General features: G+C 47.8%; 8 protein-coding genes. All 8 read right to left on the bottom strand.

Going from position 1 to position 16,067, the window contains the following annotated elements; genetic code table 11:
* Positions 1-271: 271 nt before the first annotated feature.
* Entirely contained in the window at positions 272-5,866 is a 5,595-nt protein-coding gene (locus tag VL525_RS20985; protein ID WP_325389380.1) for an alpha-2-macroglobulin family protein, read from the bottom strand.
* A gap of 289 nt (positions 5,867-6,155) precedes the next feature.
* Positions 6,156-6,560, bottom strand: a complete 405-nt coding sequence (locus tag VL525_RS20990) for a hypothetical protein (RefSeq protein ID WP_325389382.1) — start codon at positions 6,558-6,560, stop codon at positions 6,156-6,158.
* A gap of 120 nt (positions 6,561-6,680) precedes the next feature.
* Complete coding sequence (topA, locus tag VL525_RS20995) at positions 6,681-9,011, bottom strand: type I DNA topoisomerase (protein ID WP_325389384.1); 2,331 nt, start codon at positions 9,009-9,011, stop codon at positions 6,681-6,683.
* A 165-nt stretch (positions 9,012-9,176) separates the two neighbouring features.
* Positions 9,177-10,265 (bottom strand): tRNA 2-thiouridine(34) synthase MnmA, encoded by a 1,089-nt coding sequence (gene mnmA / locus VL525_RS21000; protein ID WP_325389386.1) that lies wholly within the window; start codon positions 10,263-10,265, stop codon positions 9,177-9,179.
* Between the two features lie 231 nt (positions 10,266-10,496).
* Positions 10,497-11,864, bottom strand: coding sequence for an NAD-dependent succinate-semialdehyde dehydrogenase (locus VL525_RS21005; RefSeq protein ID WP_325389388.1), 1,368 nt, complete (start codon positions 11,862-11,864; stop codon positions 10,497-10,499).
* A gap of 60 nt (positions 11,865-11,924) precedes the next feature.
* Positions 11,925-12,785, bottom strand: a complete 861-nt coding sequence (locus VL525_RS21010; protein ID WP_325389390.1) for a PAS domain-containing protein — start codon at positions 12,783-12,785, stop codon at positions 11,925-11,927.
* A 114-nt stretch (positions 12,786-12,899) separates the two neighbouring features.
* Positions 12,900-14,150: a glutamate-5-semialdehyde dehydrogenase gene (locus VL525_RS21015; protein WP_325389392.1), complete on the bottom strand. Its 1,251-nt coding sequence runs from the start codon at positions 14,148-14,150 to the stop codon at positions 12,900-12,902.
* Positions 14,151-14,272: 122 nt separating this feature from the next.
* The gene (gene proB / locus VL525_RS21020; protein WP_325389394.1) at positions 14,273-15,352 is read right to left on the bottom strand and encodes a glutamate 5-kinase; all 1,080 of its coding nucleotides are present in this window, start codon (positions 15,350-15,352) and stop codon (positions 14,273-14,275) included.
* Positions 15,353-16,067 lie beyond the last annotated feature (715 nt).

A 16,067-nucleotide genomic window follows, 5' to 3' on the forward strand; every position in this document is an offset into this window, starting at 1 on the left:
TTTGTGATTGGTTAACTTGTGATTAGTTAATTAGTGATTAGTTAATTAGTGATTAGTTGGGTTTCGGCTAAAGCCGGTTTGTCGCTTTGTGTTATCCGTCCCATGAATGGGACGGCAATGAAAATTGAAATCGTTAATTACCATCATTTTCGGCATCCATATTGCCGTTGGCTTTAGCCAACGGAATAATAATCAGGCAACAATGGCTTTAGCCTAATTAATTAGTGATCAGTGTTTCATAACCAATCACTAATTAACTAACCACCAGTCACTACTTCACCACCTCCACCCATTTTCCTTTCTGCACGGAATTGATACTATGGTTATACATGGCTTCGCAATAGGTTGCAGGCAGGTAATATCTGCCCAAATAAGCCGCATTCAACATCACGTAATAGGTCACTTCCTTACCCTCTGCAACGCTGAAATGGGTGTTTACCCGGTCGTCCCTGATGTCGCGATAATCCGAAGGCGACGAGTTAAACGCCTCCGTAGTATCCGACATGCGGGTGTTGATGATCTCCCAGCCCGAGGGGAATATCTGGGTGAGCGCCATGTTATCATACCTGCCCTTTTTGCCTGGGTTTTTGATATTTACCTGCGCTACAAAATCGGTGCCCTGTTTCAATTTGGTTGGGTCTACCGGGTGCCCGGTCAAGCTGAAATAGCCTATGCGCATCTCCAGCACATCCGGGTTGCTTACCGACTGTACATCCTGCCCGGACGATGGCTGTCCTCGCTGTATGATCCTGACATAAAGTTTGTTATTGCCATTGTCCTTTAGCGTTACTTTACCACCGGTTACATTCAGATCGGCGTGCCACAAGTAAGATTTTGATGTGACGTTTGCCGAATTATAATTGAACTGTAACTTGCCCGCCGAGTGATTGACTCCGCAATATTCAGCTATAGCCACAAGCGAATAAGCCGTGGTTTGGGTGCTGTACCAATCGTCTTGAGATAACCGGTAAGCCACGGTTTTGAATTGCGCGGCAGCTTTTTGATGCTGACCGAGCAGGGTTAACGTTTCCAGTATCATCGCCTCGTCGCGCAGGTCGGAACCATAGGTGCCGTATAAGCTGTAATATGGTTTGATGGTGGTGGATAAGCCATTGATCAGTTGCAGGCCTATCTCGGGCTGGCCCACCAGCTTATAGGCCGCGGCCAGGCGCCAGCGCGCCTCCTCACTCATGTATTTAAACTCGCGCAGGCGGTTCATGGCGCCAAGCTCAGGAGCGCGGGCGAGCGCCAGCAAATACAGGCGATAGGCCTGGATCAGGTCGGAGCCATAGAAGCTACGGGTATCGGGACCCCACGTAAGGGCCTTCATGCGCTGGTATTTTTTCCAGTTTTCGAGAAAGCCTATCGGCATGGCATAGCCTTTTGCCTGTGCCGATAACATAAAATGCCCGGCGTAATTGGTTCCCCACTCATCAGCTTCGCCCTGGTTTGGCCAGTAGCTGAGGCCGCCATCCGTTACCTGGAAGTTTTTTAACCTGTTTATGGTCGATTTTATATTACGATCGATCTCCGCAGATTGCCTTGGCGACAGGTCGAGCACCTGGCTCAAATACAATTGCGGGAAACCAGACGAGGTGGTTTGTTCCACGCAGCCGTAAGGATATTCTATCAGGTAATCCAGCCGTTTGGCAAGGTTCAGCGGCGGGATGGTAGCCACCTCCAGCGAAGCCTTGTTAGTACCGCTCATACCCACAGGGCTGTAGGAGCTGCTCCAGGTTTCACCGGGATTCAGTTCCTTCTCAATTACCCTTGTAATCGGCGGATTTGGGTTCCTCACATTTAATTCAACATCATAATCTGCCGTTTCCCCCGCGCTTTTGGCAATTATTTTTACTTTTCCTATACCCACAAAATCTTTTACATCCAGGTCGAAGGTCACCAACTGATCGCCGGTCTTAGCGAAAGTGACTGTCTTCTTATTGTTACCCGCAAGGTTACTGAATGCATTTGATTGTATCTCAAGGCTCACGGTTTTGATGTTATCCTCCAATGCAAATACGGTTACCGGCAATTGTATCTTTTCCGACGGGCCGAGCACGCGTGGCAGGGTGGCCAGTATCATTAGCGGTTTTTTAACGGTTACTGCTTTGTCAGCAAAACCGTAGCCACCATCGTGTCCGGCAATTACCATTGCCTTTACCGAGCCGATATACTGCGGCAAGGTGAAGCGGGTAGTTTGCTTTTGCCCGGCGTTAAGATGATAAGGGCCCATGAATTTCACCACTGGTTTAAAGCGGTTAACGGTTACGTTCCGGTTCATGCCATTGGTGCCGTCGCCACCGATACTGAGAATGCGTTCCAAACTGCCGCCATAGGCGCCGATAACATAGTCGAACAGGTCCCACGATTTTACACCAAGCGCCTCGCGGGCATAAAATGTTTCGTGCGGGTTAGGCGTGTGGTAATTGGTAATGTCCAGTAAGCCTTCGTCCACAATGGCTACAGTATAGGTCATTTCCTTGCCCGATGCTTCGGAAACAGTGATGTATGACTTTGTTTCCGGCCTTATCTTATCCGGCATATTGATGACAGGTTTCAGGATAGTTTGCGGGTCGTCCACCGTCAGGGGGATAACGCCATACATGCGGATAGGCAGATCGTTAATGGTTTGCGAGTGGCGCTGCAGCAGCGTTACGTTCACAAAAATGTTCGGCGCCATCGTTTTGTCGATCTTGAATGTGTACTGCGTTTGGCCCTTCCGTGTATCTATCCAGTTGGTTTGCAACACCTTGCTGCCGTTCTCGATACTGATCAGCGCGCGGCCGTCCGATGCCGTAGGGATGGTTAATGTGGCTTGTTCGCCAACCCTGTAGCTGGTTTTGTTGGAGGTGAAGGATAGCATGGCAGCCTCGGTCGGGTTGCTTTGCTGCAGGCGCTCAGCCCAGTTCGGCCAATCCAGGTAAATTATCTTCCCGGTCGAGTGACCCGTTTCCGGGTCCTTAACACGCAGCAGGTAACGGCCCCAGCCATCGTTATCAACATGAAGGGTCCATTTGCCGCGCCCGTTGGTAAGCCGGACATTTTCGGTTTTTATCAGCTTATTATAGCGATCCTGCGTAAAATTACTGAACTCGTTACCGGTCTCATCCCACCACCAGCGCCATTGGATCTTGTAAAGTTCCACTTCAACATTTCTTGAGCCGGCGAAGAGATTACCTTTAGTATCCACATCGGCTATATCAACCACATTGTCGCGGTTGGTATACAGCATGCCCGAAATATCGCTGCCCTTTGCTGTTTTTATGCCCACATAACCATCGTAGACATTATATGGCATGGAAAGTGTTTGTATGCTGAAGTTACCGCCCGGTTCAAATACTTTCACCAGGAAATTAGCCCTCAGCTGACCCGGTGCTTCTTTGTCGACATCAATATCTGTTTTGACGCCCGCTTTGCCGTTCGCATCCAACCGCCCGTCAAATATAGTTTGACTTTGCGGGGTGAAATTAAGCGTAGGATCGTCGAAAATATAGTCGTCGTAACCTTTAAAGGTAGTATGCTGCGGCGATAGAAAGGCGTCCACCTTAGCCTTCAGGTTCTGCGCAATGCCGCCGAACAGCCAATGGGCATCCAGGCTGCCGCTTACATCGCCGCCTTTGGTCAATTGCGTTGCGCCGCCAAAGCTCAGGTTTAGCTTTAGCCGGTTTGGCATAATGGTCTCTATTTTTATTTTCTTCTCGAAAGAGGCGCCGCCGACTTTTACCTTTGCGGTCCAGTTACCTGTCCGGCTGGAAAGTTCTGTGGCCGTGTGGAAGCTGTAAAATCCATCCACCGACTTGTTGGCGGTAATATGCTTGAACACGCCACCATCGGGGTCGTCCAACTCAAACTCCACCGGGTGATCGGCAGGCAATGTATGCAGCTTATCCTGTAAAATAAAGGTCAGGAATATGGAATCTCCCGGCCTCCATACGCCCCGTTCGCCATAAATAAAACCTTTGAGGCCATCTTTAATGTCATCTCCGCCAACATCAAAGCGGGAGAGGGGCAGCGAACTGCCATCATCAAGTTTTAAGTAGCCGCGTTCGGCACCCTGCCGGGCAACCAGCAGGTAAGGTTTACGCTTCAGATCGAACTTAGCCATGCCATCCGCACCCGAGGTGGTTTTAAACATCACCTGTTTCTGGAAGTCCAGGAACTCAAGCGTTACGCCCGCCATAGGTTTGGCAGTCATAATATTGGTTACCGCTACAACCATGCTGTTATCATTACCACGCTTGGCTACCAGGCCCAGGTTTGACGCTATGATATTGCGCATGGCCCAACGGTCGCGGGTGTAATACGAGTTGGTACATGGGTCGCCGCGGTCGTTCCAGCGATAATTGTCCGGGTAATAATTATCATAACGCTGCCAAAAATCATCGTCCTCGTCGCTTACCTTACCGGCATTGTCGCGGTCGCTGCCGTCGTACCCATAGTCGTCGTCGTCCGAATCATTCTTTTTAACGGCCGGTCCGCCGAGGGTGCAATTATATAGCGAATATTCTTTACGGAACCCAAGTACCACACGGTAAATGGCGCCGGGCTCGGTGCGTATCAATTGGTCAAGGTCGAGCTTGAACCTGTTCTTTTTATTCAGGTTGACGCTTTTGTCCTGGTCGAGGCGGATGGTTTTTTGCAGGATAGGCTTGCCAACCATGCGTAATTCAGACGCGCCATCGAAGCCATTCGACTGGAAATATTGCGGCACGTTATTCTCATATACTTTGATAATGCTTACGTCCACGGCGTTCAGGTTTATCGCCTCGAAAGGCATAGCCAGTTTGCCTGAGTCGGGCAGGATAACGCCCTTGCCGGGAATGGTTACCGAAGGCAGGCGGTTTTCAAAGAACACGTTTGCCGTATAAGGCTGTGTTATCTTTTTATGCGAGATATTTTCCACCCCTTCGTTTACGTAAGCGGTAAAATTACCTTCCAGACGGTCCGGTGCATAAATTTTTACTTTGCTCCCTTCAATGGTGTAAGCCGGGTCATCTATGTTTTTTATGCCGACAAGGCCCTTTAATTCCTGCCCCACCATAATGGCATCGGAAAACTGGACAAGCACATACTGGTCGTTATCCTGAACGGCGGAGATGTTAAGCACTTTGAAATCTCCAACCGCTGGTATTTCAAACTCCTGGCCTCCTTTTTTGTCGACGTTGAGGCTGGCGCCATCCCAGTTTACCGATAGTGTGTTAACTTTATCGGCTGCACGGGTAATATCAGTAATGGTAAATTTATGCATACGGCTGATACTATTATGCTGCCAGGTGACCTGCACGGGCGATTCGAAACTGGTACTGATGAGTTTTTCTATCGCTGCAGCATCCTCGGCGTCGGCCGTTTGTACAACGCCGTGCAGCTTCATTTTATCAATGGACGTGTTAGTGGCGGTTTCCAGTCCATTGAAGGAAACGGTGAAATCAGGTTTAACCGTCTGGAAGCCGAATTTGAAATCCTCGAATTTTGAAGGCACCTCCGTTACCTTGCTTAGCTTAAAGTCGGCCGAATAGCTTTGATCCGAGACTAATTTCGCCTCGGGGCGAAACTCGATCGTTCGTTCGTCGACCCAATACGCCTTGCCTTTAATGGCAGGTGAAAAGTCGAACACACCATCCGGCAGCTGATCGTTCTGCACATGAGTTGTCGTAACCTGGCTGGCGAGCCGGATGCGAATAGTGTTTTCTTTTGAAATAATGCCTGTTGTGTACGACTCGATGTACTTGCTGAAGGCCGGGTCGACACTGCTTTTTTTGTGGCGCAGGTGGTAAATAAAATAAGCAGCGATGATTACAAGAATGATCGAAGCAGCAGCGATAATTGGACGCTTGCCAGCGGGCAGAGGCGTCTCTCCATCTTTCATTGATTAAGGTTAATTTATTAATGAAATTTAGAAATAAAAAAATGATTCTTCCAAATATTTGAACAAATATTTTTTTTGATAATAAAATTATGTTCTGTATTATTATATGATTACAAAATTATGACGATGTTTAATTTGCAATTTCCGAACATTGTCTATTTTATAGCAGATGTTGCATGGTATTTTGGCTGAAGCCAATGAGCATAGATATTATAACCCTAATGAAATGGAGTAATTTAAAGCAAACAAGTTTGATAAGATTAACTGGTCACTGATCGCTAATCACAACCTACCGTATCATAACGCCCGGCTTATTGACGATAGGCAGTTTGATGAAGTTTGATTCGACAATGCTTTCAGGAAGGAAGATAAACTTTTTGTCGTAGATATCTTTGCCGATATAATAACTGAGCCAATACTCGTTATTCAGGCCGAAAGTGGCTTCGTCGATAGGTTCTATCAAAACGAAGGCCCCGTTATTCACCACAGGGAACATGTGACGCAGGGTAGAGGTTTTGATCTGCTCGCCGTCTTTTTCACCATAACCTTTGGAGGTGATCAGCACGTTCTCTATCGGCTGGTTTTTCAGGTTGATGAGGTAAACGTACCAGGTTTTCGCCTCAATATTTTCCCCCTCAAGCGCCACCGCTATCGCAATATCTTTTACAACGTTTTCGGGGAGGTCTTTGATCATTGTTTTTTTGTTGTAAAGCTGAAAGGTTCTAAAGTTGGAATGCTTGATGCTGCTATTGGTCGGTAGTGGCATTGCCCGCCCTATAAAATAACCTTGCAACTTTTCAACAAGAACTTCAACTTATTTCTTCTTCGCAAATCGCTTAGCGCCGGGCTTTTTGGGTGCTTTTGCTTCGGCATCGGCTAATGCTTTGCATTCTGCATAGGTAAGCGTTTGCGGGTCTTTATCCTTTGGTATTTTAACGTTCTGTTTCCCAAATTCGATATACGGGCCCCAGCGGCCATTCAAAATTTTCACTTCGGCGTCTTCGGTAAAGGTTTTGATCACCCTTTCGGCATCGCGCTTGCGTTTATCTACGATGATATCAATTGCCTGTGTTTCGGTAACATCATGCGGATCGACATCCTTCGGCAAGGAATAAAAAGCACTATTGTGGCGTATATAAGGGCCAAACTTTCCGATGGCCACCGTCATATCCTTATCCTCAAACATGCCTACCTTTTTAGGCAGCTTAAATAGTTCAAGCGCTTCTTCTATCGTAATGGTCTCGATACTTTGCCCGGCCCTTAAGCTGGCATACAGCGGCTTTTCTTCGCCTTCGCTATCGCCAATTTGTACGAACGGCCCAAAACGGCCAATGCGTACAGAAATTTTCTTTCCATTTTCGGGGTGAATGCCCAATTCGCGCTCGCCGGTAGCCTTGTCGGCTGTCTCGATAGTATTCTCGACACCTTTATGAAATGGATCATAAAAATTGCGGATCATATTGGTCCATTCTTCCATGCCCTGGGCTATCTCGTCAAACTGCTTTTCGACGCCCGCAGTAAAGTGGTAATCCACGATGTCCTTAAAATATTGAACCAGGAAATCATTAACCACCGAACCGATGTCGGTTGGGAACAGTTTGCCGCGTTCGGCCCCGGTATTTTCCGATTTTTCTTCTTTGGTGATATTCTGCCCTTTCAGCGTCATCACCTTGAAGCTGCGCGCCTTGCCTTCGCGGTCTTCCTTAACCACATAGCCGCGGTTTTGTATAGTAGATATGGTAGGAGCGTAGGTAGACGGCCTGCCGATACCCAACTCTTCCAGTTTTTTCACCAGGCTTGCTTCTGTATAACGCGGCGCAGGGCGCGAGAAGCGTTCCGTCGCGGTCATTTCCTGCAGATCGAGTTTTTGACCCTTATTTAATGGCGGCAGTATGGCGTTGTCTTCTGTGCTCTGCTGGTCGTCTTCCTCATCGGATGATTCCAGGTAAACTTTCAGGAAGCCGTCAAATTTCATTACTTCGCCATTGGCAACCAATTCTTCTTTACGGCTTGATATAGCGATTTTTGCGGTGGTCTTTTCAAATAAAGCTTCACTCATCTGCGAAGCAATGGCGCGCTTCCATATCAGATCATACAAGCGTTTTTCAGAAGGATCACCGTCGACTGAATGTACATCAAAATAAGTGGGCCTGATGGCTTCGTGCGCTTCCTGGGCGCCTGCGCTTTTGGTTTTATATTTACGGTACTGGTGATATTTTTCGCCCCAGGCCGAATTGATCTCTTTAGCAGCTGCGTTCAGTGCGGTATCGGATAAGTTAACCGAGTCGGTACGCATATAGGTGATCTTACCTGATTCGTACAATTTCTGAGCTACCGTCATGGTGCGCGAAACCGAGAAACCCAACTTGCGGCTGGCTTCCTGTTGCAGCGTAGAGGTGGTGAACGGCGCCGCAGGCGAACGTTTAGCAGGTTTGGTTTCTAAAGAATTGATGGTGAAATCAGCGCCTATGCAGTCCTGTAAGAACTTTTCAGCGTCTCCTTGCTTTGCAAAACGTTCTGGTAGTTCGGCCTTAAATGCCTCCCTGCCTTTGCCAAATATGGCAACTATCTTAAAGGCAGCTTCAGCTGTAAACTTGATTATCTCGCGCTCACGCTCCACGATCAGCCTTACTGCAACCGATTGTACCCGGCCTGCCGAAAGTGACGGTTTTACTTTTTTCCAGAGGACAGGGGAGAGCTCGAAGCCCACCAATCTATCCAATACCCGGCGTGCCTGCTGGGCATTTACCAGGTTGTAATCAATTTTACGCGGGCTCTCTATCGCTTTTAGGATAGCCGGTTTTGTTATCTCGTGAAATACGATGCGTTTGGTGTTAGCGTCTTTCAGGCCCAAAGTCTCAAACAAATGCCACGAAATAGCCTCTCCCTCGCGGTCCTCGTCCGATGCCAGCCATACAGTCTCAGCTTCCTTCGCCAGTTTCTTCAACTCGCTTACTACCTGCTTCTTATCAGCCGGCACCTCGTATTTTTGTGCAAAGTTATTTTTTATATCTATCGCGTCTTCCGACTTTACCAGGTCGCGGATATGCCCGTAACTCGACTTCACGGTAAAGTCTTTACCAAGGTAGCCTTCAATAGTTTTTGCCTTAGCCGGAGACTCGACGATCAGTAGATTTTTAGCCATTTAAGCGATTATTTTTTGCAAATAAAACATAAAATGTTGGAATGTTGCAAGGTTGAAAAGTTTTAACGTTTTAATTTGTTAATGAAAACAGGAGCGGTTGCACTATTACAAATGCAGAAAGTAGCCTTTCAACTTTACAACATTTCAACCTTAAAACAAAGGAAATCACATCAGGAAACCGCCGCCCAAAAGGTCGTTCCCTTCATAAAATACGGCCGACTGGCCGGGCGCAATGCCGGATACCAAATGATGGAAATCCACTTTCATGTGCTCGCCCATTTGCACAATGGTACTTTGTGTGCCTGCGTCCTTATAGCGTATTTTAGTTACCGCTTCAATGGGCTCGGCAATGCTTTCGTATTTCACCAGGTTAAGGTTACGCACCCATGCCTGTTTGCGCTCTAATTCGTCCTGCGTGCCTAAAACAACGGTATTGGTGGCCGGATCGATACGCGTAACAAACATCGGATGGCCCAATGCAATGCCCAGGCCCTTACGCTGACCGATGGTATAAAAAGGATATCCCTGGTGTTTGCCCACTACGGTGCCGTCTGTGAGTACGAAGTTACCACCGGCAACACGTTCTTCCAGGTCTTCCACCTTATGCCTTAAAAAGGCACGGTAGTCGTTATCAGGCACAAAGCATATCTCGTAGCTTTCGCTTTTGGCGGCTAATTCCATCTGGCCCATGTCCATCGCCATTTGGCGTATCTCCGCTTTGGTAAAGCTGCCTAAGGGGAATTTGGTACGGGCCAGGTTTTGCTGTGAAACACCCCACAATACATAAGATTGGTCCTTGTTTTCATCAAGTCCTTTGGAAACAACATAACGGCCGTTATCATGCTTGCGGATGTTGGCATAATGCCCGGTAGCAATAAATTCGCAGTCGAGCTTATCGGCACGTTTCAGCAAAGCCTCCCATTTGATGTGTGTGTTACACAAAACGCAGGGGTTTGGGGTGCGACCGGCCAGGTATTCATCCACAAAATTATCGATCACAAAATCGCCGAACTCGCTGCGGATATCCAATATATAATGCGGGAAGCCATAACCAACCGCTAATGCACGTGCGTCGTTAATGCTATCCAAACTACAGCAGCCGGTTTCCTTGGAATTAGTGCCAGAAGAGGCGTAATCCCAGGTCTTCATAGTAAGACCGATCACTTCATAGCCCTGCTCGTGCAGCATCACTGATGCTACCGAACTATCCACCCCGCCGCTCATCGCAACCAATATCCTGCCGTGCTTACTCATTTTGGCTGCAAAGATACGGTTTTGAAATTTGTGGTTGGGTCAGGGGAGGGTAATTTAGTGAATGGTGAATGGTGAATAGTCAATAGTGAATAATCAATAGTCGATAGGAGTTCGTTGAGATATATTAGTAAAGTAACACAGTAAATAAAATCTTTAAATATTTCATAGTCAATATTTAATATAATATTTAAACTTGATTAACTTTGTTAAAAAGCTCATGAGTTCGGTTACTCACGCCACAAAAATCGTCTTGATATTCACAAATTCATGGATGCCAAACAGTCCGAGTTCGCGGCCGTAACCTGATTGTTTGATGCCGCCAAAAGGCAGGCGTGGATCGGATTTGACAAGTGCGTTGACGAAGCACGAGCCGGATTGTAATTGTGTTGTAGCGACACTTTCGCCCCGCTCTATGTCTTTGGTGAACACGGCCGAGCCGAGACCAAAACTACTGTCATTGGCAATGCGGATGGCATCAGCTTCATCTTTTGCTGATATGATAGCTGCTACCGGGCCGAATAGTTCTTCGTCGTAAGCAGGCATGCCGGGCTCTACTTTTGTAAGGATGGTTGCCGGGTAATAGGCGCCCTTGCCTTTGGGTACGGTGCCGCCTAAAATACATTTTGCGCCTTTTTTTACGGAAAGCTTTACCTGCTCATGCAGTTCGTTACGCAGATCGGTGCGGGCCTGGGGGCCAATATCAGTAAGGGTATCTAACGGATCGCCAAGCTTTTTCGCCTTCATTTTAGCTATGAAGTACCTGGTAAATTCCTTTTCAACTGATTTAACCACAATAAACCTTTTGGCAGCAATACAGCTTTGCCCGCCGTTAATGATGCGGCTGCTGACGCAAATTTCGGCGGCTTTTTCCAGGTCAGCATCCTCCAATATCACGTAGGCATCGCTACCGCCCAGTTCCAGCACGGTTTTTTTGATCAGGGAGCCTGCTTTTTGGGCAACCTGTTTGCCGGCATTGGTACTGCCGGTAAGGGTTACGGCCTGTATTAATGGGTTTTCAATGATCTTTTCCACCATTGGGCTTTCAACCAGCAGGGTTTGAAAAACATTTTCAGGGAAACCTGCCTGCCGCACTATATCTTCTATCGCTAAAGCACAACCCGGAACGTTCGATGCATGTTTCAATACCCCGCAATTGCCTGCTGCCAAAGCAGGCGCGAGAAATCTGAATACCTGCCAGAACGGAAAGTTCCACGGCATTATCGCTAATACGACGCCAACGGGCTGAAAAGTGACAAAGCTTTTGGATGCGTCTGTTTCTATCATCTGATCGGCGAGATGGCTGGCTGCGTTTGCAGCATAGTATTCGCAAACCGAAGCGCATTTTTCAATTTCCGCTACGCCCTGGCTGGTTGGTTTGCCCATTTCCTGTGCCATCAGTATCGCAAGCTCCGTTTTTCGGGTTTGCAGCACACCCGCCATTGCCGTTAGCAGGGCTGATCGTTCCTGGTGGGTTGTGTTTCTCCAATTAAGCCAGGCTTTATGGGTTTGCTTTATCTTTTGATCGGCTTGTTTGAGGGTATTCGGACGGTATTTCCTGATCACTTTCCCGTTGGCTGGATCTATTGCTATGATGCTCATAACCGGTTTTTTATGTCAAATGTAAAACACCCGCACATAAAAATAGTTGCATTTAGTTTTTCAGGAGGTTGGCGCGGGAGGAGGAGCGTTCTCGAGTTCGGTGCCGACAGTGGAGTTTACCACATGAATGATCTTGTCCAATTCATCGGCAGACCGGTTAATACTCTCGAGTATCCTGATCTTTTCGTCCATCAAAGGCGTAACTTTCATCAGGTTGGTGAGCCCGATAATATTGGCGAGCGGCCTGCGTACCTCGTGCGAACTGAGCCAGGCAACTTCCTTTAATTTTTCGATCTGGCGGCCTGCTTCAATTTGTTTTTGCTTAAGGCCGGTGATGTCGTTATAAACGCCGATATAGCCAGTAAATACATTACTGTCATCAAACAACGGGGTGTATTCGCTATGCACGCAAAATTTTTCACCATTCTTTTTGCGGCAATTAACCTCGGTAGAGAAGGCTTCCCTTACTTTCTTATGGCCCAGGATAACGCTGAGTTCATCGATACCCGATTCTCCGTCGATAAAAAAAGTAGCAGGGGTATACCCGGCAACTTCGTCAAACGTATAGCCTGTAAAATCCTCGAACGCTTTATTTACCCAACTGATATAGTTGTTTTTATCGGTGATGATGATGAGGTTATTAACCTTGGTGATGATGTTGCCCAGCTTACGGTTCTCGTCGTCCCTGATGCGGGAATGACGCTCACTTTCGATCAGTTTTTTTTCGTTTGCCCTTATCATCCGGTACAGCAGGTAACCGGTTACAGAAAGAAATACAAACCTGCGGGAGTTATTAAAAATAATAAACCATGCCGGGCTTAGGAAGTGCTGATAAACGGTGAGCATCCTGTCGCTAACAAATATCCATGCCAGGGAAACAGCAAGGTAAATTAAAGCAATCCTTAGCGCGCCGGACTTCATGTACAGATTTGAAGAATTTGAATATTTCTTACAATCTATACGATTGCGCGATTTCAAAAGTTAGCTTTTTAAAAAATTTTAGGAAGCTAAAAATCAACAAGATATATAGGTTTCTTACGGGTTTCGCACCTGGCCGCTGCCTTTTACCAGCCATTTGTAACTCGTTAGCTCGTCCAAACCCATCGGGCCCCTGGCATGCAGTTTCTGCGTGCTGATGCCTATCTCGGCGCCTAAACCGAATTGAGCGCCATCAGTAAAGGCCGTTGATGCGTTGACATAAACGGCCGCCGCATCAACTTTGTTGAGGAATGCCGCTGCGTTCCCGGCATCTTCGGTAATGATGGCCTCGCTATGTTTGGAACTGTGCCGGGCGATGTGGCCGAGCGCTTCGGCAAGGCCCGGTACTGTTTTGACAGACATTTTATAGGATAGAAATTCGGTGCCGAAATGCTCTTCCTGCGCCTGGTGTAGTAATGCAGTGGGGTAAAGCCCCAACAAAGCCGCATAAGCTTGCGGATCGGCATATATCTCCACCTCTTTTTCAGCCAAAGGGTTTGCCAGGGTCGACAGATCAGCAAGGCGCGAGGAGTGGATGATCAGGCAATCCAGGGCATTACAAACACTTACGCGGCGCGTTTTGGCGTTGAAAACGATATCAGCGCCTTTTTGCAGGTCGGCGGTTTCGTCAAAATAAGTATGGACAATACCGGCGCCGGTCTCTATCACTGGCACTTTGCTTTGCTGGCGGACCCGGTCGATAAGCGACTGGCTGCCACGGGGTATAAGTACGTCGATATAACCTATTGCATTAAATAAAGCTTCGGTGGCTTCGCGTTCAGGTGGCAGCAGCACGACCACGTTCGGGTCGATGCCATGTTTTTGCAATACGGAATGAATGAGCCCGATGATAGCTTTATTGGAATATTCCGCATCGCTTCCGCCTTTCAGCACAGAAACGTTGCCTGTTTTGAAACATAGGGCGAACACATCGAAAGTAACGTTCGGCCTGGCCTCGTAGATCACCCCAACTACGCCGAGTGGCACGCTGATCTTGCTGATATGAAGTCCGTTGGGCATTTCTTTTTCGGACAAGATATGACCAAGCGGGCTGGGCAGGTTCGCCACATTCACCATATCTTTAGCGATATCTTTTATACGTGCTTCGGTTAGTTTCAGGCGATCGTATTTAGGGTCGGAGGGGTCCATCCGGTCAAGATCCTTCTGATTTTCCGCCAGTAAGTGGGGCATATTGTCAATGGCGGCTTCGGCGACGTCATTCAGCACCGCCACAATGGTTTCTGGGGCAATACCAATAATGTTCCTGCCGGCTGCGAGGGCATCTTCGAAATATTGTTTATAGTTCATATCTATCAAATTGTCATTGCGGGGCGCAGGGTGGTTGGCGCATCGGGCCGACGAGCAACCTCTCCGTTATACATGCGACGAGGTTGCTTCGTCGTGCCTCCTCGCAATGACAAGCTGTTTTTTTACCCGTTCAAGTAAAGATAATCATAATGTACCAGCGCCTTTTGCTTTTTTTGGCCGATACGTTCTTTTGCTTTATCCGAGCCGTATTCGGCTATACCAAGACCGATCAGTTTACCCTCCTCATCCAGCAACTTAATGATCTCGCCTTTGTTGAAATTTTCCTGAAGTTTTACTATACCAACAGGTAGTAAACTCGTTGCCTTACTGGAAGTTAAAGCGATTTTAGCGCCCTCGTTCACTACCACGGCCCCCGTTGCAGTATGCGCCGAATGCGCTATCCACTTCTTCTTTCCTGACTTGGATTTATCCGGCGCGAAACGGGTGTGCGGCGCTTTGTTATTAAGCACATCAGTCAGGATATTATCCTTTGTACCATTGGCAATATGAACGGCAATACCCAACTGGGCCGTTTTGTGAGCCATGGTTGATTTGGTGATCATGCCGCCACGTCCGAACTGTGATTTGCCCGAAGTTACGAACGTTGAAAAATCGGGTGTTTCGCTATCTATTTCTTCTATCAGTTTTGAGCCGGGCAGTTTTGGGTCGCCGTTATAAATGCCGTCCACGTTGGTCAGCACGATCAGCGCCTGGGCATTTAGCATGGAGGCGATGAGCCCGGCCAATTCGTCGTTATCGGTGAACATCAGCTCAGTTACCGATACCACGTCGTTCTCATTCACTACCGGTATTACCTGGTGCTGCAGCAATACCTCCAGGCAGTTGCGCATGTTCAGGTAGTGCAGCCGGTCGCGGAAATCCTCCTTGGTCACCAAAATCTGCGAGCAAAGCATATCAAAATTGCCAAACAGGGCCGAATAAGTATTGATGAGCTTTACCTGGCCGATGGATGCCAGAAGCTGCCTTGCGGCCACTGCATCTGCTTTTTCCGATACAGAAATCAGGCTCCGGCCTGAAGCGACGGCACCCGAGGATACCAATATCACCTCTTTGCCTTGCTTTTTAATGGCGGCTATCTGCTCTACCAAATGCGCGATACGGGCATTGTCGGGCAGGCCATCGGCTTGGGTAAAAACGTTGGAGCCTATTTTGACAACGATGCGGTGGTAACTGGCAGACATGGGGTATGCAATTGAAACCCCAATATTAAATATTTTTATGATTATACCGATAGGAATTGTATAGTTTATAACTACACAGATAAGTTGCTGTGATTACACTCATTATTGTCAGCATGAGTGGTCGACGCTTTTGGGGTGGGTAACGTGGGGGATTTATTTAGGCAGGCAGGGATAGACCTATTAACCACTACGTCATGGCGAGGGTACGAAGCCATCTCTTCACAGGATATTCACGGAAAAAAACACTTTTCGTTAAATTGATTAGATCACCCCGCTCAATTGGCGCGGGGGCCTGTTACTTTTGTCGCGACAAAAGTAACCAAAAACGCTGTCAGCGCTAATGGCTTCTTTGCCCTTGCCGGCGCACAGGCGGGGCACGGGCCTTATGCGCACAATAAAACAGAACCTAAGCTTGGAAAATGATGCCCATGACTACCCTGTATGTTCATTACCCGGCAGGGCAACATTTTCAAAAGCTTTACAGCCGCACTGCCCCTGTGTTCTGTTTTATTTTTGGCCGAAGCACAGAGCGCTGACGGGGGGCGCAGTGGCAGCATGCGGATAGAGACGCATGATTATGCGTCTCTATCGGGAACAGCATTCTTCAATAAAAGGTCATGACCAGTCAGTTTTAGGCAACATTAGCCAGTTTAAGGCAAGAACAACTTGAACTGTGACGGCGGTCGCAGTGGCAACATGCGGGTAGAGACGGCAT

It is taken from the genome of Mucilaginibacter sp., assembly GCF_035492695.1.
Classification (GTDB): Bacteria; Bacteroidota; Bacteroidia; order Sphingobacteriales; family Sphingobacteriaceae; genus Mucilaginibacter.

Excerpts from the sequence above, each read along its gene's own strand:
- proB (WP_325389394.1), bottom strand. The coding sequence starts at position 15,352 with ATGTCTGCCAGTTACCACCGCATCGTTGTCAAAATAGGCTCCAACGTT.
- mnmA (WP_325389386.1), bottom strand. The coding sequence starts at position 10,265 with ATGAGTAAGCACGGCAGGATATTGGTTGCGATGAGCGGCGGGGTGGAT.
- VL525_RS20990 (WP_325389382.1), bottom strand. The coding sequence starts at position 6,560 with ATGATCAAAGACCTCCCCGAAAACGTTGTAAAAGATATTGCGATAGCG.
- topA (WP_325389384.1), bottom strand. The coding sequence starts at position 9,011 with ATGGCTAAAAATCTACTGATCGTCGAGTCTCCGGCTAAGGCAAAAACT.
- VL525_RS21010 (WP_325389390.1), bottom strand. The coding sequence starts at position 12,785 with ATGAAGTCCGGCGCGCTAAGGATTGCTTTAATTTACCTTGCTGTTTCC.
- VL525_RS21015 (WP_325389392.1), bottom strand. The coding sequence starts at position 14,150 with ATGAACTATAAACAATATTTCGAAGATGCCCTCGCAGCCGGCAGGAAC.
- VL525_RS21005 (WP_325389388.1), bottom strand. The coding sequence starts at position 11,864 with ATGAGCATCATAGCAATAGATCCAGCCAACGGGAAAGTGATCAGGAAA.
- VL525_RS20985 (WP_325389380.1), bottom strand. The coding sequence starts at position 5,866 with ATGAAAGATGGAGAGACGCCTCTGCCCGCTGGCAAGCGTCCAATTATC.